The organism is Xanthobacter sp. SG618 (assembly GCF_012932745.1).
Lineage (GTDB): Bacteria > Pseudomonadota > Alphaproteobacteria > Rhizobiales > Xanthobacteraceae > Xanthobacter > Xanthobacter flavus.
This window is the reverse complement of sequence record NZ_JABBHL010000003.1, coordinates 321,142-346,810: the sequence shown is the minus strand read 5'-3', so window position 1 is coordinate 346,810 and position 25,669 is coordinate 321,142. Positions and strand designations below refer to the sequence as shown.

Below are 25,669 nucleotides of genomic sequence, written 5' to 3'. Positions count from 1 at the left end.
CCGGTCTTCCGGGCGTCATGGCAAAGGGGCGCGAGCACCCTTCGCCCGCACGGGGAGAAAGCGGCGCCTCAGCACTCCGGGACGTTCACCGCGAGACCTCCCTGCGAGGTCTCCTTGTATTTGGACTGCATGTCCGCCCCCGTCTGACGCATGGTCTCGATGACCTGATCCAGCGAGACCAGATGCACCCCGTCGCCCCGGAGCGCGAGGGAGGCGGCGGCGATGGCCTTGTTGGCGCCAAAGGCGTTGCGCTCGATGCAGGGGATCTGCACCAGCCCGCCGATGGGATCGCACGTCATGCCGAGATGGTGCTCCATGGCGATCTCGGCGGCGTTCTCGATCTGCGCCGGGCTCGCCCCCAGAACTGAGGCGAGCCCCGCAGCGGCCATGGCGGCAGCCGAGCCCACCTCTCCCTGGCAGCCCACCTCCGCACCGGAGATGGAGGCGTTGCGCTTGATGAGCGCGCCCACCGCCGCGGCGGTGAGCAGGAAGTCGCGCAGCTGGGCGTGGGTGGTGTCCGGGCAGATGTCGCGCACATAGCGCAGCAGCGCCGGCACGATGCCCGCTGCGCCGTTGGTGGGGGCGGTGACGATGCGCCCGCCGGCGGCATTCTCCTCGTTCACCGCCATGGCGAAGACGGAGACCCAATCCATGATCTCGTGCGGCGGGCGGCGATTGGCGAGCCGGTCCGCCTCCAGCTGGTCGCGGATGGCCTTGGCCCGCCGCCGCACGCGCAGGCTGCCGGGCAGGGTGCCTTCCTGCGCGAGGCCGCGATCGATGGACGCGAACATGGCGGCGAGGATGGCATCCAGCCGTTCCTCAACCTCTTCCGCCGGACGCAGGGCGCATTCATTGGCCATCTGCAAGCCGGCGATGGTGAGGCCGGTGCGGGCGCAGGCGGAGAGCAGTTCGGACGCCGTGGCGAAGGGGTGGGGCACCTCCACCGGCTCCGGCTCGCGCGGCTCTCCCTCCGCCACCACGAAGCCGCCGCCGACGGAATAGAAGATCCGTTCATCGAGCACCGTGCCGTCCTGCGCCAAGGCGCGGAAGCGCATGGCGTTGGAGTGCAGCGGCATCAGCGTGTCGAAATCGAAGATCAGGTCGGCCTCGGGATCGAACGCGATCCGCGCGCCATTGACCTCGATGGACTTGCGGATGAAGAGCCGGGCCACCAGCGCCGGCACGTCGTCCGGGTCCAGAGTCTCCGGCCGCGCGCCCATGAGGCCGAGCGCGATGGCCCGGTTGGAGCCGTGGCCCTTGCCGGTCCAGGCGAGCGAGCCGAACAGCTCGGCGGTGATGCGGGCGGTTCCGGCGGGCAGCGCCTCCCGGAAGCGGCGCGCCGCCACCATCGGCCCCACGGTGTGGGACGAGGACGGCCCGATGCCGATCTTGAACAGGTCGAACACGCTGGTCATCCGTCTCCCTCCGGGAACGGCGCGATTATTCTATCGTTTTTTCAAATACTTGTCGCGCATCACTTGACCCGCCCCCAAGGCGGGGCGAAGCTTGATGATGCCTGCCGGCGGGGGCGCCCGCTCGACCCCGTGCGACTTTCGTCTGGAACAGATGCGACACGTCTCCACCGCCCGCCCCGCGCCCTCCGCCAAGCTCAGGGTGGGGTTCGTGCTGCTGCCCAATTTCACGCTGACGGCGTTTTCCAGCTTCGTGGACGTGCTGCGCCTCGCCGGCGACAAGGGCGACCGCTCCCGCCCCATCGACTGCTCCTGGCAGGTGATGAGCCCGCATCTGCGGCCGGCGCGCTCCTCCTGCGGCATCGACATCCAGCCCACCTCGGACCTGATGGACCCCAGGGGGTTCGACTATATCGTGGTGGTCGGCGGGCTTCTGCGCGGGGTGCCGGCGCGCAGCGATCCCGTGGGGGAGTATCTGAAGCGCGCGGCGGCGGCGGGCCTGCCCCTCATTGGCGTGTGCACCGGCTCGTTCCTCCTGTGCCGGCTGGGGCTCATGGCGCAGCGCAAATGCTGCGTGAGCTGGTATCACTACCGCGATTTTCTCGATGAGTTCCCCACCCTCGTGCCGGTGGCGGACCAGTTGTTCGTGGTGGATGGCGACCGCATCACCTGCTCGGGCGGCGCGGGTGTCGCGGACCTTGCCGCCCGCCTCGTCACCGAGCATCTCGGCGCCGCCACGGCGCAGAAGGCGCTGAACATCCTGCTCATCGACCGCCCCCGCGCGGCCGAGAGCGCCCAGCCCGCCCCGCGCCTCGCCGAGGGGACGGTGGATGATGCGCGCGTCTCCCGGGCGCTGCTTCTGATGGAGCAGAACCTCGCCGAGCCGCTGGCCATCGCCGATATTGCGGACGCCCTCGGCGTCGGCGTGCGGCAGCTGGAGCGGCTGTTCGCGGATCGCCTGCGCGAGAGCCCGCAGGAAAGCTATCTGGCGCTGCGCCTGCGCCATGCGCGGTGGATGCTGGCCAACACGCGCTTCTCCGCCGCCCGCATCGCTGCCGACCTGGGCTTTGCCGACGGCTCCCATTTCGGCCGCGCCTTCAAGGCCCGCTTCGGCGCCACCCCCGCCGCCTTCCGCCGGACGGTCGCCCCCCGCTCTGCCCGCAGTGAGGGCGATGGCGAAGGGCGGGTGTTCGAGACGCCGTAGGCGGTGTTCCGCGACGATCAGACCGTCGCCAAGATCAGATCGTCGCGAAGATCACACCGTCGCGAAGATTTTGGCGAAGTCCCAGTCGTGCTGCACGACGCCGCTGTTGTCGTGGGTCATGTGGCCCGCCGCGTCGCCATGGTCCCGGCCGAGGGACCACATGGCCAGAGAGGCGATGTGGTCGTTGCCATCCGCGAAATCCACCAGCTGCTGGGCGTCCTGCAGGGTGAAGACCTCGCTCTGCACATCGTTGATGCCCACCATGGGGGTGATGCCCACCTTGGCGTCGATGCCGAGGGCATGGAGCTGGGCGATGGTGGCCTCGGCGGCGTCGATGGCATCCTGCCCCATGTCGCCGGAATCGTGCGCCTCGCCGAAGTTCATCACCATGATGTTGACGGTGTCGATGTCGACGCCCGCCGCATGGGCCGCTTCCAGCAGCTTGATGTCGTCCTGCGTCAGGCCGGTGGGGTAGACCGGCAGGGTGAAGGAGATGGAGAGATCGGGATTGGCCTTCTCCAGCGCCACCAGGGCCTCGTTGCGCAAGGCGTTGGCGGCGTCGTTGGTGAGGGCGTCGGCCTCCACGTCGAAGTCGATGGATTTGACGCCATAGGTGTCGATCACGGACTGGTAGGCGGCGGTGAGCGCCTTGGCATCCGTGAAGTCGAGCGCCGGCTCTCCGCCATGGCCGCCGCCGAAGGAGATGGTCACGTCCACGCCCTCGGCCTGCAGGTCCTTGACCACGGAGGCGACGGTCGTGCCGTCCGCCAGCGCGTCGCCGGAGGCGAGGCCCGCCCAGCCGAGCTCGTTTGGTCCGGTGCCCACCACGAAGGCGAGGGTGACGGCGTGGACGCCGGCCGCGGAAACGTCCTGCATCAGGTCCGCCGCACTCGCCACCACGGAGAGATCGACGTAAGGCGAGAACACCTGATGGTCCGCCGCGTCGGTGCCGACGGGATCGGTGGTGACGGCAATGGCCGAAGAGGGGTGCGAGGCGCCGGCCTCGTCCACGGCGACGATGCTGAACGTATGGGTTGTGTCAGCTTCCAGCCCGGCCACCTTGAAGCTGCGCTGGTCGGTGGTGCCGATCAGTTCGCCGTCCTGATAGATGGCGTATTCGGAAACGGTGCCGACGCCGAATACCTCGGCCGCATCCCAGGTGAGCGTCACCGAGGTCTCGGTGGTGGTGGCGGCGTGGACATCCTGCGGCGTCTCGGGCGCCACGGGGGTGAGGTCCGAATAGCCGACCCGTGTCCACACGTGGCCGGAGCCCGCCGGGCCGTGATCGTCCTGCGGATTGCTGCCGAGGGTCCACCACTTGGCCTCGTAGACCACATGGCCGACCGTGACCTGATCGCCCGCCGTATAGACCGTGTCGGCGGACCAGTCCGGCGCCTCGATCACCGGGGGCGGCGTTTCCGTCGTGCCGCCGCCGGTCGTCTCCCCCTTGGCCTCGGCGATGGCTTCGGCCCAGGCATCGGTGAGGAAGCTGGTCTTGCCGATGATGTCGTCCGGCGTGAGATCGGCGAGGGTGACGCCCTGGAGCGTGACGGTCTGCTGATTGGCGGCCAGAACAATGACGAGGGAGCCGTTCACCTCGACCAGCGAGAAATCCTGCGGCTGGAGCCAGCCGAAATCGAGCTTGTCGTGGGCGGGGTCGAAGGAGATGACCTGCTGGCTGTTCCACTGCCAGCCGACGGAAAAGGTGGTGCCGTCCGTGGCGGCCGCGGGCTCTGCGGCGCTGGCGGCTACGCTGCCCGTGGCGTCGGCGGCCTTCAGCGTGGCGGCCCATTCGGCGAGGAGCGCGCCGTCGGCCCCCTTGATATTGTCGATGGACAGGTCCTGGAGGCTGACGCCCTCAAGAATGTAGGTCTGCTGGGACTTGGGCAGGAAGATTACGACCGAGCCGTTGGCCTCGGCAATGCCGATGTCGTCCGCCGCGAGGCCGGTAAAGTCCAGCGTATCGTGCTTCGGATCGAAGGCCAGCACGGTGTCGGTGCTGTGCGCCACGGCGATGATGTCGTTGACGCCGCCGGTGACGGCATGGCTCGCGGCAAGGGCATCGCTCCACTCGGCGAACATCGATGCGTCATGGCCGGTGACGTTGGCCAAGGAGAGGTCCGAAAGCGAGACCCCCTTCAGCGTGTAGCTGTGGTTGTTACCCGGCAGATCGATGACGACCGACCCATTGACCTCGGTGATGGTGAAGCTGTCCGCGCCGATCCAGCCGAAGTCGAGAGTGTCGGTTGCCGGATCGAAATCGATGGTGTCGTGGGCGCCCCAAGACCAGTTGATCGCGACGGTTGCCATGCAGCCCTCCACCGGGTCCTCCGCCGTGACGGCGGCAGGAGCTGAGCATAGCCCGGCCGCGCGCCAGCGACAGTGCAGAGTGGCGTCAAATCAGCAATAACATCTTGATAAATATCAGGAAACTTGTCGCAAATTGCGAAAACAAGAGGCTCGCGAAAGAGGGGTCGGTTGTCTGCCGCGAGCCCGCTATTTGAGGCTGAAGCATGACCTGAGCCGTAGATGGCCCGCGCCTGCGGACGACCAGCCGGGCCGTCCGCAGGCGCCTTCGGGCATTCCGGGATCTGCAATTGCGCCGATGGGGTTTTGAGGCGCGGGGCGCCTTCCCCCTACGCTTCCGGCACGTTGCGCTCCAGTTCCGCCAGCCACAGGCCGGGGCCGCTGTCGGAGGGCTGGCGCCAGTCGCCGCGGGGGGAGAGGGAGCCGCCGGAGGAGATCTTCGGCCCGTTGGGCAGCGCCGAGCGCTTGAACTGGCTGGTGAAGAAGCGCGAGAGGAACACCTTCATCCATTTTCGGATTTCGGCGAGGTCGTAGGCCCGCTTCTCGCCCGCCGGGATGCCCTGCGGCCAGCGCCCCTTTCCGGCATCCGCCCAGGCGTGCTCGGAGAGGAAGGCGATCTTGGACGGCGGAAAGCCGTAGCGGGTCAAATAGAAGAGCGTGAAGTCCTGGAGCGGGTAGGGGCCGATGATGCTCTGGGTGGACTGGATGGTGCCGCCCTCGGTGGCCGGCACCAGCTCCGGCGAGATCTCGGTGGCGAGGATGGCATGGAGGATGCTGGCCGTCTCCTCGCTCACGTCGCCCGAGGCGGCGACGAAGCGGATGAGGTGCTGGATCAGCGTCTTCGGCACCGAGGCATTGACGTTGTAATGGGACATCTGGTCCCCGACGCCATAGGTGCACCAGCCGAGCCCCAGCTCGGAGAGGTCGCCGGTGCCCACCACGAGGCCGCGATGGTGGTTGGCGAGGCGGAAGAGATAGTCCGTCCGCAGGCCCGCCTGCACGTTCTCGAAGGTCACGTCATAGGCCGCCCGGCCCTCCGCGAAGGGGTGGCCGAGATCGGCCAGCATCTGCCGCGCGGCGGGGCGGATGTCGATTTCCTCCGCACTGACGCCGAGCGCGCGCATCAGCGCCCAGGCGTTGCCCTTGGTCTCGTCGGAGGTGGCGAAGCCGGGCAGGGTATAGGCCAGCACGTTGGAGCGGGGATGGCCGCAGCGGTCCATGGCGCGCACGGCGACGATGAGCGCCTGCGTGGAATCAAGGCCGCCCGACACGCCGATGACCACCCGCGACATGCCGGTGGAGGCGAGGCGCTGGGCGAGGCCCTGCACCTGGATGTTGTAGGCCTCGTAGCAGTCTTCGCGCAGCCGCGCCGGATCGTTGGGCACGAAGGGGAAGCGCGCCACGTCGCGCTGAAGGCGCACGGGCTCGGCCGGCGGCTCGTAGGCGAAATGGGCGGTGCGGAAGGGCGGGGCGCGGTCGCGCTCCAGCCGCGCGCACTCCCCGAACGTGTTGACCCGCATGCGCTCCTGCCGCAGGCGGCCGAGATCGATATCCGCCACCGCCATGGTGGCGCCGGGGGCGAAGCGCTCCGCCTCCGCGAGGGTGTCGCCATATTCGAAGATGGCGGCGTGGCCGTCCCAGGCGAGATCGGTGGTGGATTCCCCCGGCCCCGCCGCCGAATAGGCATAGGCGGCGATGCAGCGGGCGGATTGGCCGCCGCACAGTAGGCGACGGGATTCCGCCTTGCCGATGGTGATGTTGCTGGCGGAGAGGTTCAGCAGCACTTCCGCGCCGGCGAGCGCGGCCCGCGTGGAGGGTGGCAGGGGCACCCACACGTCCTCGCAGATCTCCACATGGAAGGTGAAGGGCACCTCGCCTTCCGAGCGGAACAGCAGGTCGACGCCGAACGGCACCTCCGCCCCGCACAGTTCGATGAAGCCGTCATGCTCGTCGAGGCCGGGGGCGAAGTGACGGCGCTCGTAGAACTCGCGATAATTCGGCGGGTAGCTCTTCGGCACCACGCCGAGGATGGCGCCGCCATGGATCACCACCGCCGTGTTGTAGAGCCGCCCCTGATGCCGCAGCGGCGCGCCCACCGCGAGCACGGGTGAGAGATCCTGCGAGGCGGCGACCAGCGTCTCCAAAGCCGTTTCCACCGCGTCGAGCAGCGGCGTCTGGAAGAGCAAATCGTCGATGGCGTAGGAGGAGAGGCCCAGCTCGGGGAAGAGCATCAAGGCGACGCCGTCCTCATGGCCCTTCGCGGCCATCTCCAGCGTCTCGCGCACGGCGAAATCGGGGTCGGCCACGGCCGCGCGCGGCACGCAGGCGGCGATGCGCAGGAAATCGTGGCGGTAAAGGCAGCGGAAGTCTCGCATCTCGTCCCTGTCGTCCCGGATTCGTGCGGCGGGCAGGGCAGAGAATAGGGCGCGGGCCGGCGAATGCCAGCGAAAGGGCGTCGCTGCGGATGGTCCGCCCCGGCGCAAGGGCCGGGGCGGCAGGGGATCAGAACCTGCGGCAGCGGCGAACAGGTCGCGGTCGGCTGCGCCCACCAGCGCGTCGAAGAAGGTGCATCCCGTCCGCCGGGCGCGCCACCTTGAGGAGGCCGGCGACGCGGCGCAGCCCTTGATCGCCGGGGGAGTGAGCGCCCACAGCTCTTCCCCGCGGCGGCGCGCCGGCCGCATCCGGGCCGGCGGTGCGGGCCGTTCAGGGCGCGGGGTTTCCGTGCAGCTGGTGCAGGGCGTCGATGCGGTCCTCGATCTCCGGCGTCAGGGTCACGTCGAGCGCGCCGAGATCCTCCTCCAACTGCGCGAGGGTGGTGGCGCCGATGATGTTGGAGGTCACGAACGGCCGGCTGGTGACGAAGGCGAGGGCGAGCTGCGCGGGGCTCAGGCCCACCTCCCGCGCCAGCGCCACATAGGCGCGCACCGCCTCTTCCGTGCCGGGCTTCTCGTAGCGCTGGGCGCGGTTGAACAGCGTCTTGCGGGCGCCGGTCGGCAGGGCGCCGTCGAGATATTTGCCGGTGAGGAAGCCCTGCGCCAGCGGCGAATAGGCGAGCAGGCCCACATCCTCGCGCTGGTGGAATTCGGCAAGGCCGGTCTCGTAGACGCGGTTCACGAGGTTGTAGGCGTTCTGCACCGAGACGACGCGCGGGCCGATGCCCTTCTCCGCCGCCGCGAGGAAGGCGGACAGGCCCCAGGCGGTCTCGTTGGAGAGGCCGATATGGCGCACCTTTCCGGCCTTCACCAGCGCATCGAGGGCGGCCAGCGTCTCCTCGATCGCCACCTCCGGGCCCTCGCCGCCGCCCCGTGCGCGGGTGGTGGCGCGCTGGCCAAACAGGGGCACGGCGCGATCGGGCCAGTGGAGCTGGTAGAGGTCGATGTAATCGGTGCCGAGGCGCTTCAGCGAGCCTTCGACGGCCTCGTTGATGTTCTTCGCATCGAGCCGCGTGGTGCTGCCGTCGGCGCGGAAATAGGTGGCGTCCGAGCGGCCCACCACCTTGGTGGCGATCACCACCTTGTCGCGGCCGCCGCGCGCTTTCAGCCAGGAGCCGATGATGCGCTCGGTGGCACCCTGCGTCTCGGCCCTGGGCGGGATGGGATAAAGCTCGGCGGCGTCGATGAGATTGATGCCGCGGTCGCGGGCGATGTCGAGCTGGGCGTGGCCCTCGGCCTCGGTGTTCTGCTCGCCGAAGGTCATGGTGCCGAGCGCGATGGACGACACCGAGATGCCGGTGCGCCCGAGGGGGCGATAATCAAGCATGGGGAAATGGAAATCCGCAGGAGGGAACGGCGCGGAGGGTGACCGCGCCGGATGGGCGCGTCAATGCGGGAAGGGGACGCCGTGGCGCTCGGCGATCAGTTCCAGGATGCGGCGGGTGTCGGTGACGAAGCGGTAGGTGCCATAGGCCTGCGCATCGGCCGGGAGGGGCGCCGCGTCGCCGAGGATGAGGACGGGCAGGCCCTGATTGTCCGGCCCGAGCAGCGCCACCACCTCGGCCCGTGGCCGTAGGAAGGACACGCGCTTCACGGTGATGCGGCTCGCGAGGCCCGGATTGCTCGCGAGCACCCCCTCGATCTGGTTGCAGTCCGGGCAGAAATAGCGCCGGCCGGGCTTCTGCGGATCGGTGAACCCGGGGGCGAGGAGGATGAGGAAGTCGCGGCTCATTGGGCGGCACTCATGGGTTAGGGCATCCGGGCTGATGAAAAAGGCGGGCCCGCGCGGGTGTCGCGCAGGCCCGGAAGGCGGGGAGGAAGAGAAAGACGGGCGGGTCAGGCGGTGCCGGCGGTGAAGGCCTCCAGCGGCTCGCCCTCGATGATGCTGGAGGGGCGCCCATCCACGCCCACCGGCACGTCGCCCTTGAGGGTTATGCGGTAGAGCTGGCGGTCGAAGTCGAGGGAATAGATGTCGCGCGGGGCGAGGTGGGCGGTGGTGCGGTTGTCCCAGAAGGCGATGGAGCCCGGCCGCCAGCGGAAGCGCACGGTGAATTCCGGCCGCGTGATGTGCTCGAACAGCAGGTCCAGCAGCTGCTGGCTCTCGCGCGGGGTGACGCCGGTGATGCTCTTGAGGAAGGAGGGGCTGACGAACAGCACCCGCTCGCCCGTCTCCGGGATGACGCGCACCAGCGGGTGCTCGCTCACCAGCGGACGGCGGCGGTTCTTCTCCTTGAAATCGGCGGTGCCGGCCTGTCCCTCCGGCGGGGCGAAGGCGTGGATGCCCCGCAGCGTATCCACGAAGCCGCGCAAGGTGGGCGACAGCGCCTCATAGGCGACGGCGAGGTTGGTCCAGAAGGTGTCGCCGCCATAAGGCGGAATGGTCACGCCGCGCAGGATGGAGGCGGCGGGCGGGTTCACCGCGGCGGTCACGTCCGTGTGCCAGCCGGTCCAGGGGCGGATCAGCGGCTCGCCGGTGTGGCGCGTGGCGAACCGGTCGCGGCCGATGGAATAGACCTGCGGATAGCCCTCGACGAAGCCGAACACGGGATGGCCGATGGTGGGCGCGCCGAAGGCCGAGGCCAGCGCCACATGCTCGGCATGGCTCAGAGGCTGGTCGCGGAAGAACACCACCTTCCACTTGAGAAGCGCGGCGCGGATCTCGTCCACCACTTCCGGCGACAGCGGACGGGACAGGTCCGGCGCCTCGATCTCCGCGCCGATATGGCCGGTGAGCGGATGCACCGCGATATGGCGCGGCGCCAGATCGGCAAATCCGCTTTCGCTGGAGGAGACGGGCGCGGCGCTCGGCATCGGTTTTCCTTTCGTGGCAGGCGGTTGGGGCGCCCGGTCGTGGCGCGGCCGGTCGCGCCGGATGGTCCTCCGGCGCGCCTTGAAGGACTATATTCTATCTTTTTCATAGATTTTATCAAAAAATAATTGACGCCCCGGACCCCGGCCATATCGTTGGGCCTCGCGATCCCCCGCATCGCGATCCCCCGCATCGCGATCCCCCATCGAAGGAGACCCGGCATGGCCCCGCCCGCAGACGCAGTCCTGTCCCTCGCCTCGCGCCCGCGCCGGGCGGTCCTGAAGGGGCTTCTGGCGGCGGCGTGCGTGCTGGGCGCGGCGGCGGGAGCGCCGGCCTTTGCAGCGGATGCCCAGCCCGCCTCCCAGCCGGTGCGCGGCGGCGTGCTGCGCTTCCTGGTGGAGCACGAGCCCTCCACGCTGGTGACCATCGCCCACACGGCGGGGCCGACCCAGCGCGTGTCGCCCAAGGTGACGGAAGGCCTCCTCACCTACGATCTCGACTTCAACCCCAAGCCCGCGCTGGCCACCGAGTGGAGCGTGAGCCCGGACGGGCTGACCTACATTTTCAAGCTGCGCGAGGGCGTGAAGTGGCATGACGGGCGCGATTTCACCGCCGATGACGTCGCCTATTCCATCCAGCTCCTGAAGGAAGGCCACCCGCGCGGCCGCGCCACCTTCGCCTCGGTGACGGCGGTGGAGACGCCCGATCCCCACACCGCGATCATCCGCCTGTCGAAGCCGGCGCCCTATCTCCTCACCGCGCTCGATGCCAACGAATCCCCCATCGTGGCGAAGCACATCTATGCGGGGACCGATCCGCTCACTAACAAGAACGGCGCGGCGCCCATCGGCACCGGTCCGTTCATCTTCAAGGAATGGGTGCGGGGCAGCCACATCATCCTGGAGCGCAACCCCGATTACTGGGACAAGGGCAAGCCCTATCTGGACCGGATCGTGGTGCGCTTCATCGCCGACCAGAGCGCGCGCTCGGCGGCGTTCGAGGCGGGCGAGCTCGATCTCGCCGGCGGCCCGCCCGTGCCCTATGCGGACCTCGCCCGCGTCTCCGCTTTGCCGGGGATCGGCGCCGAGACGCGCGGCTATGAATATGCCGGGCGGATGACCCAGCTCTATTTCAACTTCGAGCGGCCCATCCTGCAGGACAAGCGGGTGCGCCTCGCCATCGCCCACGCCATCGACCAGCAGAAGCTGCTGGACGTGGTCTATTACGGCTACGGCAAGGTCGCGCCCTCGGTCATCAGCCCCAAGCTGAAGGCCTTCTTTGATCCGTCCCTCGAGCCCTACGGCTTCGACCTCAAGGCCGCCAACCGCCTGCTGGACGAGGCCGGCTATCCCCGCAAGGCGGACGGCACGCGCTTTGCGCTGAAGCTCTACGCCAACCCCTTCAACACCCAGGCAGCCGGCGATTTCGTGAAGCAGGCGCTGGCGAAGGTCGGCATCGCCGTGGACTTCCAGTTCTTCGACTTTTCCACCTACATCCAGAAGACCTATACCGGCCGCGACTTCGACCTGACGCTGGAATCCCTGCAGAACCTGTTCGACCCCACCCTCGGCGTGCAGCGCACGCTGTGGTCGAAGAATTTCCGCGTGGGCCTGCCCTTCTCCAACGCCTCCCACTACAGCAATCCCGAGGTGGACCGGCTGCTGGAGGCAGCGGCCATCGAGCCGGATCCGGCCAAGCGCCGCCAGCTGTGGCTCGATTTCCAGAAGGTGGTCTATGCGGACGTCGCCGCCCTCGGCCTCATCGCCACCGACGGCGTCACCATCTTCAACAAGAAGGTGAAGAACCACACCATCGGCGTCACCGGCGTCGATGCCTCCTTCGCCGACGTGTGGATCGAGAAATGACCACGCGCCGTCTGCCCCGCATCCTCAAAGCCGTGCGGCGCACCGCGCTGCAGGCGGTGCCGACCGTCATCGGCATCCTCGTCCTCAACTTCTTCCTGCTGCGCCTGACCCCGGGCGATGCCGCCGACGCTCTGGCCGGCGAGGCCGGGGCGGCGACGGTGGAGACGCTCGCCGCGCTGAAATCCAAGTTCGGGCTGGACCTGCCGGTGCTGGAGCAGCTCGGCGGCTATCTCTCCAACCTCGCCCATTTCAGCCTCGGCGTGTCGCCGCGCTACAACCAGCCGGTGGCGGAGCTGATCGCCGCGCGGCTGCCCAACACGCTGAGCCTGATGGGCCTCGCCCTCGTGTTCGCGCTCGTCATCGGCATCACGCTGGGCGCGCTGATGGCCAGCTTCGCCGGGCGGTCCACGGACCGGGTGCTGAGCGTCGTCGCTCTGCTGTTCTATTCCATCCCGAGCTTCTGGATCGGGCTGATGCTCATCGTCCTGTTCTCGGTGAAGCTCGGCTGGCTGCCCACCGGCGGTGCGGAGACCATCGGCGCGAACCTCACCGGCTGGGATGCGGTGCTGGACCGGGCGCGCTACCAGATCCTGCCGGCGCTCTCCCTCGCGCTCTTCTATGTGGCCATCTACGCCCGCCTCACCCGCGACGACATGATCGAGGTGCGCACGCAGGACCATGTGCGCACCGCCCGCGCCAAGGGCCTCTCGCCCTTCGCCGTCACCCGCGACCACGTGCTGCGCAATGCGCTCATCCCCGTCACCACCATGGCCGGCATCCACCTCGCCGGGCTGATGGGTGGGGCGGTGGTGGTGGAGACGGTGTTCAGCTGGCCCGGCCTCGGCCGGCTGGCCTACGAGGCGGTGATGGGGCGGGACTTCCATGTGCTGCTCGGCATCCTGCTTTTGTCGTCGCTGCTGGTGGTGGCGGTGAACGCGGCCATCGACATCCTCCAGGCGTGGCTCGATCCGCGCATCGAGGTGCGCTGATGTACGGCACCGAAACCTTCCCCTCCGGCTCCCTTGCGGCAGATGCCGAGGATCGCGCGGCGGCCGCGGCGCTGGGCGCCGAGCGAGCGCCCACTACGCCGAGCGAGCCGGATTTCTGGCCCAACGTCCATGCGCCGGATGCCGCCCGCACCGTGACGGCGGATGTGGCGCGGCTCGCGCCCGTGGGCCGGCGCCATGCGCTTCTCGTGTTCCTATCCAATCCAACGGCGGTGGCGGGCCTCCTCATCCTCGCCGTCGTGGTGGGGGCGGCGCTGGCCGCCCCCATTCTCTTCCCCGACGATCCGCTGGAGATGGCCGGGCGGCCCTTGCAGTGGCCGGGCCAGAACCCGCGCTTTCCGCTGGGCACCGACGCGCTGGGGCGCGATGTGCTGGCCGGCCTCGTCCACGGCGCGCGGGTGAGCCTGCTGGTGGGCGCCTGCGCCACGCTGGCGGGGCTCCTTGCCGGCATCCTGGTGGGCGCCACGGCGGGCTATTTCGGCGGCGTGGTGGACGATGTGCTCTCCAAGCTCATCGAGATCTTCCAGACGGTGCCGGGCTTCATCCTGCTCATCGTGCTGGTGGCCATCGCCCAACCCTCGGTGCCGGCCATCGCGCTCGCCATCGCGGCGGTGTCGTGGCCGCAGGTGGCGCGCCTCGTGCGGGCGCAGTTCCGGGCCATCAAGGAGAAGGATTTCGTCGCCGCCGCGCGGGCGCTGGGCTTCGGCCATGGGCGCATCATCTTCCGCGAGATCCTGCCCAATGCCCTGCCGCCGGTGATCGTGCTCGCCTCGGTCACGGTGGCCACCGCCATCCTCATGGAAAGCGCGCTCTCCTTTATGGGGCTGGGCGATCCCAATGTGGTGAGCTGGGGCTCCATGATCGGCACCGGCCGCGATCTGCTGCGCACGGCCTGGTACCTCAGCGCCGTGCCGGGCGTCGCCATCGTGCTCACCGTTCTGTCGCTGAACCTCATCGGCGACGGGCTCAACGAGGCGCTCAATCCGCGCCTCGGCGGGGAGGGGTGAATGGCGCCGCTCATCGACGTGCGCGACCTCTCCATCGCCTTCCCGCGCGCCACCCCGGTGCGCGGCCTCTCCCTCACGGTGGAGGCGGGGGAGACGGTGGCGCTGGTGGGGGAGAGCGGGTCCGGCAAGTCGCTCACTGCCCTCGCCCTGATGCGCCTCTTGCCCGACACGGCGCGCATCGCTTCCGGCGAAATCCTGTTCCGGGGCCGCGACGGCGGCGTGACCGACCTCGCGCGGCTTGATGATCGCACCCTGCGCCGGGTGCGCGGGCGGGACATCGCCATGGTGTTCCAGGAGCCCATGACCTCGCTGAACCCGGTGCTCTCCGTGGGCCAGCAGGTGGCCGAGGTGGTGCGCCTGCATGAGGGCCTCTCCCGCCGCGCCGCCTTTGCCCGCGCGGTGGAACTGCTCGATCTGGTGCGCATCCCCGAACCCGGACGGCGGGTGGGGGACTATCCGCACGAACTCTCCGGCGGCATGCGCCAGCGGGTGATGATCGCCATCGCGGTCGCCTGCGCCCCCCGCCTCCTCATCGCCGACGAGCCCACCACGGCCCTCGACGTGACTATCCAGGCACAGGTCCTGGACCTGCTCGACGCCCTGCGGCGCGACCTCTCCATGGGCCTGCTGCTCATCACCCACGATCTCGGCGTGGTGGCCGAATGGGCCGACCGGGTGGCGGTGATGTATGCCGGCCGCAAGGTGGAGGACGCGCCCTTCGAGACCCTGTTCGGCACGCCGCTGCACCCCTACACGCGCGGCCTGCTCGCCGCCTCGCCCCGGCTCGATGCCGGCCAGCATTATTCGGCTGGCGCGCTCGCGGAGATCGAAGGCTCCATCGCCTCGGCGGCGGGGGAGGAGGGCTGCGCCTTCGCCCCGCGCTGCCCGAACGCGCGGGCGCTGTGCCGCGCCGCCGCGCCGGCCCTTGACGCCGTGGCGCCCGGCCATCTCGTCGCCTGCCCCGTCACCACGGCGGCCGCGCAAAGGGAGGCGCGCCATGCCCTTGCTTTCGGTTGAGAACCTGCACGCCGGCTACGAGTCCGGCGGACGCCTGCTGCGCGCGGTGGATTGCGTCTCCTTCGCCGTGGAGCCGGGGGAGACGGTGGGCCTCGTGGGCGAGAGCGGCTGCGGCAAGTCCTCTTTGGCCAAGGTCATCATGCGCCTCGTCTCCCCGGCATCGGGCAGGGTGGTGTTCGACGGGGTGGATGTGGGCGGCCTTCAGGGCACGCCGCTGAAGGCCTATCGCCGGCAGGCGCAGATCGTGTTCCAGGACCCGTTCGCCTCGCTCAACCCACGCCAGTCCATCGCGGACATCCTCACCGCGCCCTTGGCGGTGCACGGCCTCCTGCCGCGCCGCGAGCGGCTGGCGGCGGCGGGGGATGCGCTGGAGCGGGTGGGCCTGCCGCGCGAGGCGCTGACGCGCTATCCGCACGAATTCTCCGGCGGCCAGCGCCAGCGCCTGGGCATCGCCCGCGCGCTCATCCTTTCCCCGCGCCTCGTCATCTGCGACGAGCCGGTGTCGGCCCTCGACCTCTCCATCCAGGCGCAGATCCTGAACCTGCTGGCGCGGCTGAAGGCGGAGCTGGGGCTCTCCTATCTCTTCATCTCCCACGATCTGTCGGTGGTGCGCTATTTCGCCGACCGGGTGCTGGTGATGTATCTCGGTCGCATCGTGGAGACGGGCTCCTGGCAGTCCATCTTCGCGCGCCCGCTCCACCCCTACACCCGCGCGCTGATCGAGGCCGTGCCGACGCCCGGGCGGCGGCGCCATGCTGCCCCGCTCTCCGGCGACCTGCCGAGCGCGCGCAACGTGCCGACCGGCTGCCGCTTCCATCCGCGCTGCCCGCTGGCGACGCCCCTCTGCACCCAATCCGACCCGGCGCTGCGCCCCCTCGGGGCCGGCCGCGCCGTCGCCTGCCATCACGCGCCCGAAGAGGCGCTTCACTGAGGATTTCGCCAATGACCGCCCACGCCATCCCGCAGCCCCCCGCGAAGTCCGTGACGCCGCCGGACTATCGCTATCTCGGCAAGAGCGGCCTGAAGGTGCCGAAGCTGGCGCTGGGCACCATGATGTTCGGCGGGCCCACCGACGAGGCCACGTCCCACCGCATCATCCACAAGGCCAAGGAACAGGGCTTCTTCTTCCTCGATACGGCGGACGCCTACCAGAACGGGCGCACCGAGGAGATCGTCGGCCGCGCGGTGAAGGGGGACCGCGACGCCTATGTGCTCGCCACCAAGTTCGCCAATCCCGGCGGCACGGGGCCGAACCGGCAGGGCATTTCCCGCAAGTGGATCATCGAGGCGGCGGAGGGGAGCCTGAGGCGGCTCGGCACGGATTACATCGACATCCTCTATTTCCACCGCGCCATCTTCGACGCGCCGCTCGGCGAGGCGGTGCGGGCGGTGGCGGACCTCGTGAAGGCGGGGAAGGTGCGCTATTTCGGCGTCTCCAACTTCCGCGGCTGGCGCATCGCCGAGGTGGCGCATCTCGCCGACCAGTTCGGCATCGACCGGCCCGTCGCCAGCCAGCCGCTCTACAACATCGTGGACCGCACGGCGGAGGTGGAGCAGCTTCCCGCCGCCCACCATTACGGCCTCGGCGTGGTCACCTATTCGCCGCTGGCGCGCGGCGTGCTCACCGGCAAATACGTGCCCGGCGCGGCTCCGGCGGCGGACAGCCGGGCGGGGCGCGGCGACCGGCGCATTCTGGAGACCGAGTGGCGGGCGGAATCAATCGACATCGCCGAGGCCATCGCCCGCCACGCGGCCGAAGCCGGCATTCCGGCGGCGACCTTCGCCCTGTCCTGGGTGCTGAACAACAGCCTCGTCACCTCGGCCATCGCCGGGCCGCGCACGGAGGCCCAGTGGGACGAGTACGTCGCCGCCCTCGATTACGGCTTCACCGCCGCCGATGAGGCGCTGGTGGCCTCCCTCGTGCCGGACGGTCACGTCTCCACGAAATTCTACACCGACCCCAGCCACCCGGTGGAAGGCCGCGTGCCCCACACCGGCGGGGCCGATGCGGCCGCCCGCGTTCAGGAGCGCGCGCAAGAACGCGTGGCTACGCGCGTGGCCGCCCGCGTCGGCTGAACCAACCGAATGTTCTGCCCCTTCACGCCTTGAGCGATCAAAGGAGAGATCCCATGGCACTTGCATCGACCCAAGCCGCCCAGGCCCGGCGGCAGCTCGTCCTCAACCTGTTCATCTATCCCGGTGGACATCACGAGGCCGGCTGGCGCTATCCCGGCGCGCGGCCGGAGCGGCTGCTCGACATCACCTTCTACCAGGACCTCGCCCGCTCGGCCGAGGCGGCGAAGCTCGATGCGGTGTTCTTCGCCGACGGGCCGGCGCAGGTGGACAATATCCGCTACGCCTCGCGCTTCCGTCTGGAGCCGCTCACCTGGCTGTCGGCCATCGCCGCCGCGACCACCCATATCGGCCTCATCGGCACGGCCTCCACCACCTACTACGAGCCCTACAACCTCGCCCGGCTCTATGCCTCGCTGGATCATCTCTCCGGCGGGCGCGCGGGCTGGAACATCGTCACCACCGCCGTGCCCCAGGCCTCGGCCAATTTCGGCCTCGCCGAGACGCCAAGCCATGCCGAGCGCTACGCCCGCGCGGCGGAGTTCGTGGACGTGGTGACCAAGCTCTGGGACAGCTGGGAGGATGACGCCCTCGTGGCTGATCCCGTCTCCGGCCTGTTCGCCGATGACACCAAGATCCACCCCATCGAGCATGTGGGCCGGCACTATCGGGTGAAGGGCGCGCTCAACACCCCGCGCATCCCGCAGGGCCGTCCGGTCTATGTGCAGGCGGGTTCCTCGGACGACGGGCGCTCGTTTGCCGCGCGCTATGCGGAAGCCATCTTCACCGCCCACCAGACGGTGGAGAGCGCCAAGGCCTTCTATGCCGACATCAAGAAGCAGGCGGCGGGGCTGGGCCGCAATCCGGACCATGTGAAGATCCTGCCCGGCATCAGCCCCTATATCGGCTCGACGGAAGCCGAGGCGCGCCAGCTGCATGAGGCGTTCAGCGACCTCATCCAGCCGGAATACTCCATCTCGCAGCTCAGGCAGATCACCGGCGTGGACTTCTCCGGCCACCCGCTCAATGCGGTGGTGGAGCTGGACGCCTTCAAGGATGCCGGCCCGGCAAAGCTCGTGGCCAGCCGCTTCCAGCTGGTGGTGGACATCGTGCGGCGGGAGAAGCCGACGCTGCGCCAGCTCATCGACCGCCTCGCCGGGGCGCGCGGCCATTACGTGGTGGTGGGCACGCCGGAGAAGATCGCCGACGAGATCCAGAATTGGTTCGAGAGCGGCGCGGCGGACGGCTTCAACGTGATGCCGCCCTGGTACGCCGCCGGCTTCGACCTGTTTGCTTCGCAGGTGGTGCCCATCCTGCGCAAGCGCGGGCTGTTCCGCGAGGAGTACACCGGCCGGACGCTGCGCGAGCATTACGGCCTGCCGCGGCCGGAGAGCCAGTTCGCAGAGGCGGCGCGCGCCACCGCCTGAGCATTCCCCATCCCTTCGTGCCGGCGCTCCCCAGGCGGCGACACGGATCCGGCCCCTTTCCCGGTCGCTCGGGGAAGGGGCCGGGGCTGTTTCCGTCCTCCCGCGAGGTATGCCATGTCCGCTCTCGTGTCAGCTGTCCCCGCCGTCGCTCCCCTCCTGCGCGGCCCGCTCGACTTTCCCGACAGCCCGCTCTCCCGCTCGGCCCGCCAGCCGCTGATGCTGGGGCTGTTTCTGAACCTTCAGGACATCCATTTCTCCGACCATCCCACCAGCAACAGCTGGACCTACGACTACAATTCCGCCCTGGTGGAGAAGGCCGACGCGCTGGGCTTCGACATCGCCTTCTCGCGCACCCAGTGGCTGCCCAAGGGCGGCTATGACGGGGAGGCCTCGCTGGACAGCTTCGTGGCGCTGGGCGCCATGGCGGCGACGACGAAGAACATCCTCCTCATCTCCACTTTGCATGTGCTCTACGGCCCGTGGCACCCGCTGCACATCGCCAAGATCGGCGCCACCTTCGACCACATCTCCAAGGGGCGCTGGGGCATCAACATCGTCACCGGCCATCGCGCCATCGAGCATGAGATGTTCGGCTGGAACCGCATCGAGCATGACCGCCGCTACGACATGACAGGCGAACTGTTCGACGTGCTCCACCGCCTGTGGAGCGACACCGAAAACTATTCCGTCGAAGGCCGGCTGAACCCGTGGAAGATCGTCAACGGCTACATCACGCCGAAGCCGCTCTATGGCCGACCCATCCTCGTCACCGCGACGGGCTCGGAGGCCGGCATCGACTTCGCGGCGGGACATTCGGACCTGCTGTTCATCACCTCGCCGGGCGGCGCGCATATCGACAGCGCGCTGGAGACGCTGCCCGCCCACATCGCCGCCATCAAGGGGCGGGCGCGGGCGAAGGGGCGGGAGGTGAAGGCCATCATCAACCCCATCATCGTCAGCCGCCCCACCTCGGCCGAGGCGCACGATTATGCCCGCGCCATCGCCGCCGGCGTGCCGGCGCCGACCCACACCTCCTTCGGCCATCGCGGCTATGACAGCGATGCGGTGGCCTGGCTCGGCCGCCGCGATGCGACGCACAAGCAGGGGCTCAATCTGGGCGGCAACATCGAGATCATCGGCTCGCCGGAAGAAGTGGTGGACCAGCTCGCGGCACTGAAGCGCACCGGCATCGACGGCGTGCAGCTCAACTTCTATGACTTCGCGGCCGACCTCGACCATTTCGCCACGGATATCCTGCCGTTGCTGAAGCAGGCCGGCCTGAGGCTCTGACACCCGTTCCATCCACTTAAGGATTGCCCTATGACCGTTGCCGTTGCCCCCCGCCAGAGCGAGCACCCCGTGGAGCCGCTGTTCCTGGAGCGCTGGTCGCCCCGCGCCTTCACCGGCGAGGAGATTCCGCAGGCCGAGCTCAATTCCATCTTCGAGGCGGCGCGCTGGGCGCCCTCCAGTTTCAATTCCCAGCCCTGGCGCTTCCTCTATGCCCGCCGTGGCACGCCCGCGTTCGACACCTTCCTGAGCCTGCTCGTGCCCTTCAACCAGCAGTGGGCGCAGAATGCGGCGGTGCTCGTCTTCGTCGTTTCGGCCCGCAGCTTCGTGCGGCCGGGAACCACTGAGGCGGTGCCGGCTCGCAGCCATTCCTTCGATGCGGGCGCGGCCTGGGCGAACCTCGCCTTGCAGGCGACGAAGCTCGGCTGGCATGCCCACGGCATGGGCGGCTTCGATGGGGAGAAGGCCCGCACGGAGCTGAAGGTGCCGGACGATTACGAGGTGGAGATCGCGGTCGCGCTGGGCCGTCGCGGCGACAAGTCCCTGCTGCCGGAGAGCTTCCACAAGGGCGAGACCCCGAGCGGCCGCCGCCCGCTGGCCGAGACCGTGTTCGAGGGCGCCTTCCCGGCGGCATGACCCCCTAAAAAAGCAATGGCCCCGCCGGTGCGGCGGGGCCATCAGCGTGCGGCGGAAAACGCCGGTTCAGAAGAAACCTTTGGCCGGAAGCGGCGTGCCCTTCACCAGCAGTTCGCCGATGGCCTTCGCCTTGTAGCTCGACGGATTGTGCGAGGCGATGGTGCGGGCGTTCCGCCAGTGGCGGTCGAGGTTGACGGCCCGCTCGGTGGCCGAGGCGCCGCCGGTCTCGAACAGCAGCGAGCCGGACTTGAGCGCGAGATCATCCACCACCAGCTTGGCCTGCGCCGCCGCCTTCGCCGCCTCGGCGGCGAGCGCCTCAGCGTCCTCGCCGCGATCGCGGGCGTCGCTGGCGCGGTCGAGGGTCTCCGCCGCGGCGAGGATCACCGCCTCGGCGGCAAAGGCGTTGGCCGCGAGCTGGCCCACGGCCTGCTGCAGGAAGGGGTCGTCGGCGGGGGTGGGCACCGGCGCATAATAGAAGCTGCGCTTGCGGCGCTTCACCAGCGCGATGGCATCCTCCAGCGCGCCGCGCGTGATGCCGGCCACCACGGTGGTGAGGAAGAGCTGCGCCTGCGTGTTGGAATAAGCGAGGCCGTAGCCACGGCCGGGGCTGTCGAACACCGCCTCGTCCGCCTCCACCCGCACATTGTGGTAGCGCGTGGTGCCCGAGGCGGTGAGACGCTGACCGGCGCCGTCCCAGTCGTCCAGGATCTCGATGCCCTCGCGCCGCGTGGGGATGATGACCGCCGCCACCCGCCCGTCCGCCGTCGCCGCGCGGATCAGCATGGTTTCGGCGAACAGCGTGCCCGTGCTGTAATATTTGACGCCGTTGAGGCGGAAGCCGTCGCCATCGGGATCGAGCCGCGTGTCGGGTGCGAAACCGCCCGCGGGCTTGTCGCCGGATTCGGTGGAGGCGAGGCCGAAGATGGCGCCCGCCGCCACCTCCGCCTGCCAGCCCTTGCTCTTCGCATCATAGGGCAGGCGGGCGTACTGCTCGGCCACGGTGAAGTGGTTGCGGAAGATGTGCGCCACATTGGCGTCGGCGGCGGCGAGGTCCAGCGCCAGCTTGTAGGTCTGGCGGAAGGTCGCGCCCGCCCCGCCATCGGCCTCGGCGAGCCGCAGCGCGCCGAAGCCGGCCTGCTTCAGGAGCCCCACCGCCTCGAACGGCAGCACCCGGTCGCGCTCGCGCACGCTGGACCCGGCGCCGATCTCCGCGAACAGGTCGCGCCAGTCGGCAGGATCGGCCGAGCGGCGCTTGGAGGGTGCGACAGGGGGGAGGGGGATGACGGGCTTGTTCATGGCATATCCTGGTGCGTGACGCATGCGGGGCGCGCGGGGCGGCGCGGGCGGGGCAGGGGGGTCAGATTTTGGCGAGGTGGTCCGAGACGGTGATGGGCTCGGGCAGGATCTTGCGCGCCGAGAGCCAGTCCGCGGCCTTCTGGAGATTGGCGATGAATTTCTGGTCGGAGACCGGGATCGCCGTATAGGTGCGGTTGCGCGCGATGAACTGGTCGCGGATCACCGGGCTGTAGCCGGCGCGGGTCTGCACGATGGTCTCGGCTTCCACGATGTTGGCGTTGTTCCACTTCGTCTCGGCCTCGTAGGCCTCGGCCACCGCCTTCACGATCTGCGAATTTTCCTGAGCGAACTTCCGGCTGGTCACGTAGGAATTGTAGTCAATGAAGAAATCGAGGTCGCGGCCCTCGATGAAGACGTCATGCGCCTTGTATTCGAGCCGCGCGATGTCCACGCCTGGGCTCCACATGCTCCAGGCGTCCACCTTGCCGGAGGCGAGCGCCGGGGCGGCGTCGGGCGGGTTGAGATAGACGAACTTCACCTTGGAGCGGTCGATGCCGTGCTTCTCCAGCGCGGCGACGGCGAGGAATTCGCCGAGGCCGGAGCGGTTCACCGCGACGGACTTGCCGACGAGGTCCTCCACCTTCTCGATGCCGGACCCTTCCCGCGCGATGATGGCGGTGGTGCGCGGCTCGTAGAGAATGAACTGGGAGAAGACGAGCGGCGAGCCGGCAAGGATGGCGGCGAAAGCGGGGGTGGTGGAGCCGCCGAAGCCGTAATCGGCGCTGCCGCCGGTCACCGCCTGCAGGGTCGGGGCGTGGTTGGGGAAGGGGCCGAGCCATTCCACTTTGATGCCCTTCTCGCCCAAGGTCTTCTCGAACACGCCGCGCTCCTTGGCGATGAGCGTGAGCCCGCTATAGCCCCAGGTCAGGCGCACCGTGTCGGTGTTGCGGGTGTCCTTCTGCGCCTGGGCGGCGAAGGGGGTGAGGCCGGCTGCGGCGGCGCCGAGGCCGGCGGCGAGGATCTGGCGGCGGGAGGGCGTGAAATCGCGGGACATGGGGCTCTCGATGGGGCTCTCGGTTGGTTCAGGCGGCCGAAAGGTCGTTCTCGACCCCAAGCTCGGCGAGGAGGGTGGCGCGGTCGGCGGCGGGGTGTCCGGGCGCCGGCGGGCGATGCTCGGCGGCGATGACACCGGCGCGCATGACGAGGATGCGGTCGGCCAGCGCGATGGCCTCCTCCACGTCGTGGGTGACGAGGAGCACGCCGGGCCGGTGGCGGGTCACGAGCGCCTTCACCAGGACATGCATGCGGATGCGGGTGAGGGCGTCGAGGGCGGCAAAGGGCTCGTCGAGGAGCAGGAGTTCCGGCTCCTGCACCAGCGCGCGGGCCAGCGCCACGCGCTGCGCCTGCCCGCCGGAGAGGTTGCGCGGCCAGTCGTCCAGTCGGCCGCCGAGGCCCACTTCCTCCAGCGCCGCCGCCGCACGCTCGCGCGCGCCGCGCTCGGGCAGGCCGAGGCTGACATTGCGCCACAGGCTGTCCCACGGCAGCAGGCGGTGCTCCTGGAACACCACGGCCGGCCGCCCGGGCGCCTCGATGCGGCCGCCGTCGATGGGATCGAGGCCCGCCAGCGCGCGCAGCAGGGTGGTCTTGCCGCAGCCGCTCTCCCCCAGAAGGGCGACGAACTCGCCGCGCTGGATGGTGAGGTCGAGCCGGTCGATGACCACCCGGTCCCCGTACGCGCGGGTGAGGCCGGTGACGCGGGCGGCGGGCTTTGCCTCGGCGAGGACGGGGGCGGTCATCGGGCCGTTCCGCCGAAATTCGGGTGCCAGGCCAGCAGGCGCCGTTCCAGCAGCCGCGCCAGCGAATCCGCCACGACGCCGATGAGCGCGTAGATGACGATGGTGAGCACCACCACGTCCGTGCGCAGGAACTCGCGCGCATCCATGGCGAGGAAGCCGATGCCCGCCTGCGCGCCGATGGTCTCCGCCACCACCAGCGCCAGCCACGCGGTGGCCAGCGAATAGCGCACGCCGGTGAGGATGGAGGGCAGGGCGCCCGGCAGGATGATGCGCGAGATCATCTGCCGGGTGGAGAGGCCCTGCACCCGGCCCAGCTCGATGAGCTTGGGGTCCACCTGCCGGATGCCGAGGGTGGTGTTGATGTAGATGGGGAAGGCGACGCCCAGCGCCACGAGGAAGATCTTCTGCCCCTCGCCCACGCCGAACCACACGATCACCAAAGGCAGCAGAGCGAGGAAGGGGATGGCGCGCACCATCTGCACGCTGCGGTCCACCAGCGCCTCGGCGAGGCGCGAGAAGCCGACGAGGATGCCGAGCGCAAAGGCGATGCTGCCCCCCACCAGGAACCCCACCGCCGCCCGCACGAGGCTGGTGCCGAGATCGGCGAGAAGAGTGCCGGAGGTCGCGAGCTTGTAGGCGGTGCGCACCACCTTGCTCGGCGCCGGCAGCACATGGGGCGCCACATAGCCCACCTGCGCCAGCACCTCCCACACCACGACCAGCAGCACCGGCGCGGCCCAGGAGAGGAGAAGAAGCTGGCGCGGGCCGAGGCCGGCCCGCCGGGGCGCTGCGGCCGGAGCGGCAGCGGTTTTGGCGACCGGCCGGGCGACGGCGGGCAGGGGGAAGGTTGCTGTGTGGTCGGCGTTGCTCACGTGGGGCTCCGCGGGCTCGTCTTGAGGATTGGGCTCAGCTCGCCGCGGCGATGGTCCGGCCGGTGGCGGCCGAAGCGGGGCGGCCGAGGCGGGGGAAGACCTCCGCGGCGAAGCGCCGAAGCTCGGCTCGGAGCGGCTGGAACTGGAGCATGAACAGCTCGATGCCCGCGGCATGGAAGGCGTGGATGCGCTCGGCCACCTGATCGTAGCTGCCCACCAGCCCGGCGGCGGTGCCGCCATTGGTGCCGACGCGCGGCGATTTCGCGAAGGAGCGGATCATCACCACGTTGGGATCGGTGCGCGCGGCCTGCTCCTGCTTGGCGGGCGCATCCTTGGCGGCGAGGGCGAGGAGGCGGCGATATTCCTCTTCCGCCTCGCGCTCGGTCTCGCGGGCGATGACGAAGGCGGCAAGACCAAAAGCGAGCGGCGCGCCGGCGCGGGGACGGCGGGCAAGGTCGGCGATGATCGCCTTCACGTCCGCGAGGGGCTGGCCGTTGATGAAATAGACGTCGGCATGGTCGGCCGCCAGCGCCCGCGCGGGCTCGGATTCGCCGCCGAGATAGATGCGCGGGCGGGCGCGCACCGGGCTCTTCGGCGTGAGGCGATAGTCGGTGACGTCGAAATGCGCGCCCTTGTGGGTGACGCTCTCGCCGCGCAGCAGCGGTTCGACGAGGCTGATCCATTCCCGGCCATAGGCATAGCGCGCGTCATGCTCGCCGAAGGGGATGCCGGCCTTCTCGAACTCGGCGCGGTTCCAGGCATTGACGAGGTTGAAGCCGAAGCGGCCGCCCGAGATGTTCTCGATCTGCAGCGCCATCTTCGCCAGCACCACGGGGTGGTAGAGATAGGGCTTGATGGCGGCGAGGATCTCGATGCGGCTGGTGAGCGCGGCCAGCGCCGCCGAGGCGGTCCAGGCCTCGATCTGGTCCTTGTCCGCGAGGTGCGGATTGACCGTGTGCTGCGCCACCAGCGTCGCGTCGTAGCCGAGCGCCTCCGCCTCCAGCACCGTGTCGCGGTTGTGCGGCCAGGAGGCGTCGAACGGCTCGGCCGGATCCTGCCAGGCGGCCCGTGGGCCGTGAACCGGCGCCCAGACGCCGATGCGGAGGGGAGATGTCATGAGTCACCTATTTCTATTAAATTTATAGACAAACTAATAAGCTCAATTGTCAACCCCTCCGGATGCCCGTCTGTCCGCCTCCCTTGTGCGCGGTGCGACCCATCA

General features: G+C 69.4%; 21 protein-coding genes. 10 read left to right on the top strand and 11 right to left on the bottom strand.

Going from position 1 to position 25,669, the window contains the following annotated elements:
* Positions 1 to 68 precede the first annotated feature (68 nt).
* Positions 69 to 1,415, bottom strand: a complete 1,347-nt coding sequence (locus tag FHT36_RS10960) for an L-serine ammonia-lyase (RefSeq protein WP_169122535.1) — start codon at positions 1,413 to 1,415, stop codon at positions 69 to 71.
* A gap of 151 nt (positions 1,416 to 1,566) precedes the next feature.
* Here FHT36_RS10960 and FHT36_RS10955 point away from each other — a divergent pair, with 151 nt between their 5' ends.
* Positions 1,567 to 2,616 carry a GlxA family transcriptional regulator gene (locus tag FHT36_RS10955; RefSeq protein WP_246702158.1) on the top strand — a complete coding sequence of 350 codons (1,050 nt, stop codon included), beginning with the start codon at positions 1,567 to 1,569 and terminating at the stop codon, positions 2,614 to 2,616.
* A gap of 51 nt (positions 2,617 to 2,667) precedes the next feature.
* Here the strand turns inward: FHT36_RS10955 and FHT36_RS10950 are convergent, their stop codons facing one another.
* The 5 genes from FHT36_RS10950 to FHT36_RS10930 form a co-directional block, all read right to left on the bottom strand.
* Positions 2,668 to 4,926: a fibronectin type III domain-containing protein gene (locus tag FHT36_RS10950; RefSeq protein ID WP_169122534.1), complete on the bottom strand. Its 2,259-nt coding sequence runs from the start codon at positions 4,924 to 4,926 to the stop codon at positions 2,668 to 2,670.
* Positions 4,927 to 5,252: 326 nt separating this feature from the next.
* Complete coding sequence (locus FHT36_RS10945; protein WP_169122533.1) at positions 5,253 to 7,298, bottom strand: NAD(+) synthase; 2,046 nt, start codon at positions 7,296 to 7,298, stop codon at positions 5,253 to 5,255.
* A gap of 328 nt (positions 7,299 to 7,626) precedes the next feature.
* A complete protein-coding gene (locus FHT36_RS10940) occupies positions 7,627 to 8,682 on the bottom strand; it encodes an aldo/keto reductase (protein WP_169122532.1) in 1,056 nt (351 codons plus the stop codon).
* Positions 8,683 to 8,742: 60 nt separating this feature from the next.
* Entirely contained in the window at positions 8,743 to 9,087 is a 345-nt protein-coding gene (locus FHT36_RS10935) for a DUF3088 domain-containing protein (protein ID WP_024279056.1), read from the bottom strand.
* A gap of 104 nt (positions 9,088 to 9,191) precedes the next feature.
* Positions 9,192 to 10,166, bottom strand: coding sequence for a TauD/TfdA family dioxygenase (locus FHT36_RS10930; RefSeq protein WP_169122531.1), 975 nt, complete (start codon positions 10,164 to 10,166; stop codon positions 9,192 to 9,194).
* 219 nt (positions 10,167 to 10,385) lie between these two features.
* Here FHT36_RS10930 and FHT36_RS10925 point away from each other — a divergent pair, with 219 nt between their 5' ends.
* The 9 genes from FHT36_RS10925 (at position 10,386) to FHT36_RS10885 (ending at position 20,483) form a co-directional block, all read left to right on the top strand.
* Entirely contained in the window at positions 10,386 to 12,029 is a 1,644-nt protein-coding gene (locus FHT36_RS10925; protein ID WP_169122530.1) for an ABC transporter substrate-binding protein, read from the top strand.
* Positions 12,026 to 13,018, top strand: coding sequence for an ABC transporter permease (locus FHT36_RS10920; RefSeq protein ID WP_169122529.1), 993 nt, complete (start codon positions 12,026 to 12,028; stop codon positions 13,016 to 13,018). Before FHT36_RS10925 ends, FHT36_RS10920 begins: the two co-directional genes overlap by 4 nt.
* Positions 13,018 to 14,043, top strand: coding sequence for an ABC transporter permease (locus FHT36_RS10915; protein ID WP_169122528.1), 1,026 nt, complete (start codon positions 13,018 to 13,020; stop codon positions 14,041 to 14,043). Before FHT36_RS10920 ends, FHT36_RS10915 begins: the two co-directional genes overlap by 1 nt.
* Positions 14,044 to 15,060, top strand: coding sequence for an ABC transporter ATP-binding protein (locus FHT36_RS10910; RefSeq protein ID WP_169122527.1), 1,017 nt, complete (start codon positions 14,044 to 14,046; stop codon positions 15,058 to 15,060).
* Positions 15,041 to 15,991: an ABC transporter ATP-binding protein gene (locus tag FHT36_RS10905; RefSeq protein WP_169122526.1), complete on the top strand. Its 951-nt coding sequence runs from the start codon at positions 15,041 to 15,043 to the stop codon at positions 15,989 to 15,991. Before FHT36_RS10910 ends, FHT36_RS10905 begins: the two co-directional genes overlap by 20 nt.
* A gap of 11 nt (positions 15,992 to 16,002) precedes the next feature.
* Entirely contained in the window at positions 16,003 to 17,136 is a 1,134-nt protein-coding gene (locus tag FHT36_RS10900; RefSeq protein ID WP_169122525.1) for an aldo/keto reductase, read from the top strand.
* Positions 17,137 to 17,189: 53 nt separating this feature from the next.
* The gene (locus tag FHT36_RS10895; RefSeq protein WP_169122524.1) at positions 17,190 to 18,560 is read left to right on the top strand and encodes an LLM class flavin-dependent oxidoreductase; all 1,371 of its coding nucleotides are present in this window, start codon (positions 17,190 to 17,192) and stop codon (positions 18,558 to 18,560) included.
* A gap of 114 nt (positions 18,561 to 18,674) precedes the next feature.
* Entirely contained in the window at positions 18,675 to 19,850 is a 1,176-nt protein-coding gene (locus FHT36_RS10890; protein WP_169122523.1) for an LLM class flavin-dependent oxidoreductase, read from the top strand.
* 30 nt (positions 19,851 to 19,880) lie between these two features.
* On the top strand, positions 19,881 to 20,483 hold the full coding sequence (locus FHT36_RS10885) for a nitroreductase family protein (RefSeq protein WP_169122522.1): 603 nt from the start codon (positions 19,881 to 19,883) through the stop codon (positions 20,481 to 20,483).
* Between the two features lie 66 nt (positions 20,484 to 20,549).
* Here FHT36_RS10885 and FHT36_RS10880 read toward each other — a convergent pair whose 3' ends face one another.
* The 5 genes from FHT36_RS10880 to FHT36_RS10860 form a co-directional block, all read right to left on the bottom strand.
* Positions 20,550 to 21,779, bottom strand: coding sequence for an acyl-CoA dehydrogenase family protein (locus FHT36_RS10880; protein ID WP_169122521.1), 1,230 nt, complete (start codon positions 21,777 to 21,779; stop codon positions 20,550 to 20,552).
* A 61-nt stretch (positions 21,780 to 21,840) separates the two neighbouring features.
* Positions 21,841 to 22,833, bottom strand: a complete 993-nt coding sequence (locus FHT36_RS10875; protein ID WP_169122520.1) for an NrtA/SsuA/CpmA family ABC transporter substrate-binding protein — start codon at positions 22,831 to 22,833, stop codon at positions 21,841 to 21,843.
* 28 nt (positions 22,834 to 22,861) lie between these two features.
* On the bottom strand, positions 22,862 to 23,575 hold the full coding sequence (locus FHT36_RS10870) for an ABC transporter ATP-binding protein (protein ID WP_169122519.1): 714 nt from the start codon (positions 23,573 to 23,575) through the stop codon (positions 22,862 to 22,864).
* Positions 23,572 to 24,447, bottom strand: a complete 876-nt coding sequence (locus FHT36_RS10865; protein WP_407077068.1) for an ABC transporter permease subunit — start codon at positions 24,445 to 24,447, stop codon at positions 23,572 to 23,574. The genes FHT36_RS10870 and FHT36_RS10865 overlap by 4 nt, the downstream gene beginning before the upstream one ends.
* A 34-nt stretch (positions 24,448 to 24,481) precedes the next feature.
* Positions 24,482 to 25,564: an LLM class flavin-dependent oxidoreductase gene (locus FHT36_RS10860; RefSeq protein WP_169122518.1), complete on the bottom strand. Its 1,083-nt coding sequence runs from the start codon at positions 25,562 to 25,564 to the stop codon at positions 24,482 to 24,484.
* Positions 25,565 to 25,669: the final 105 nt, after the last annotated feature.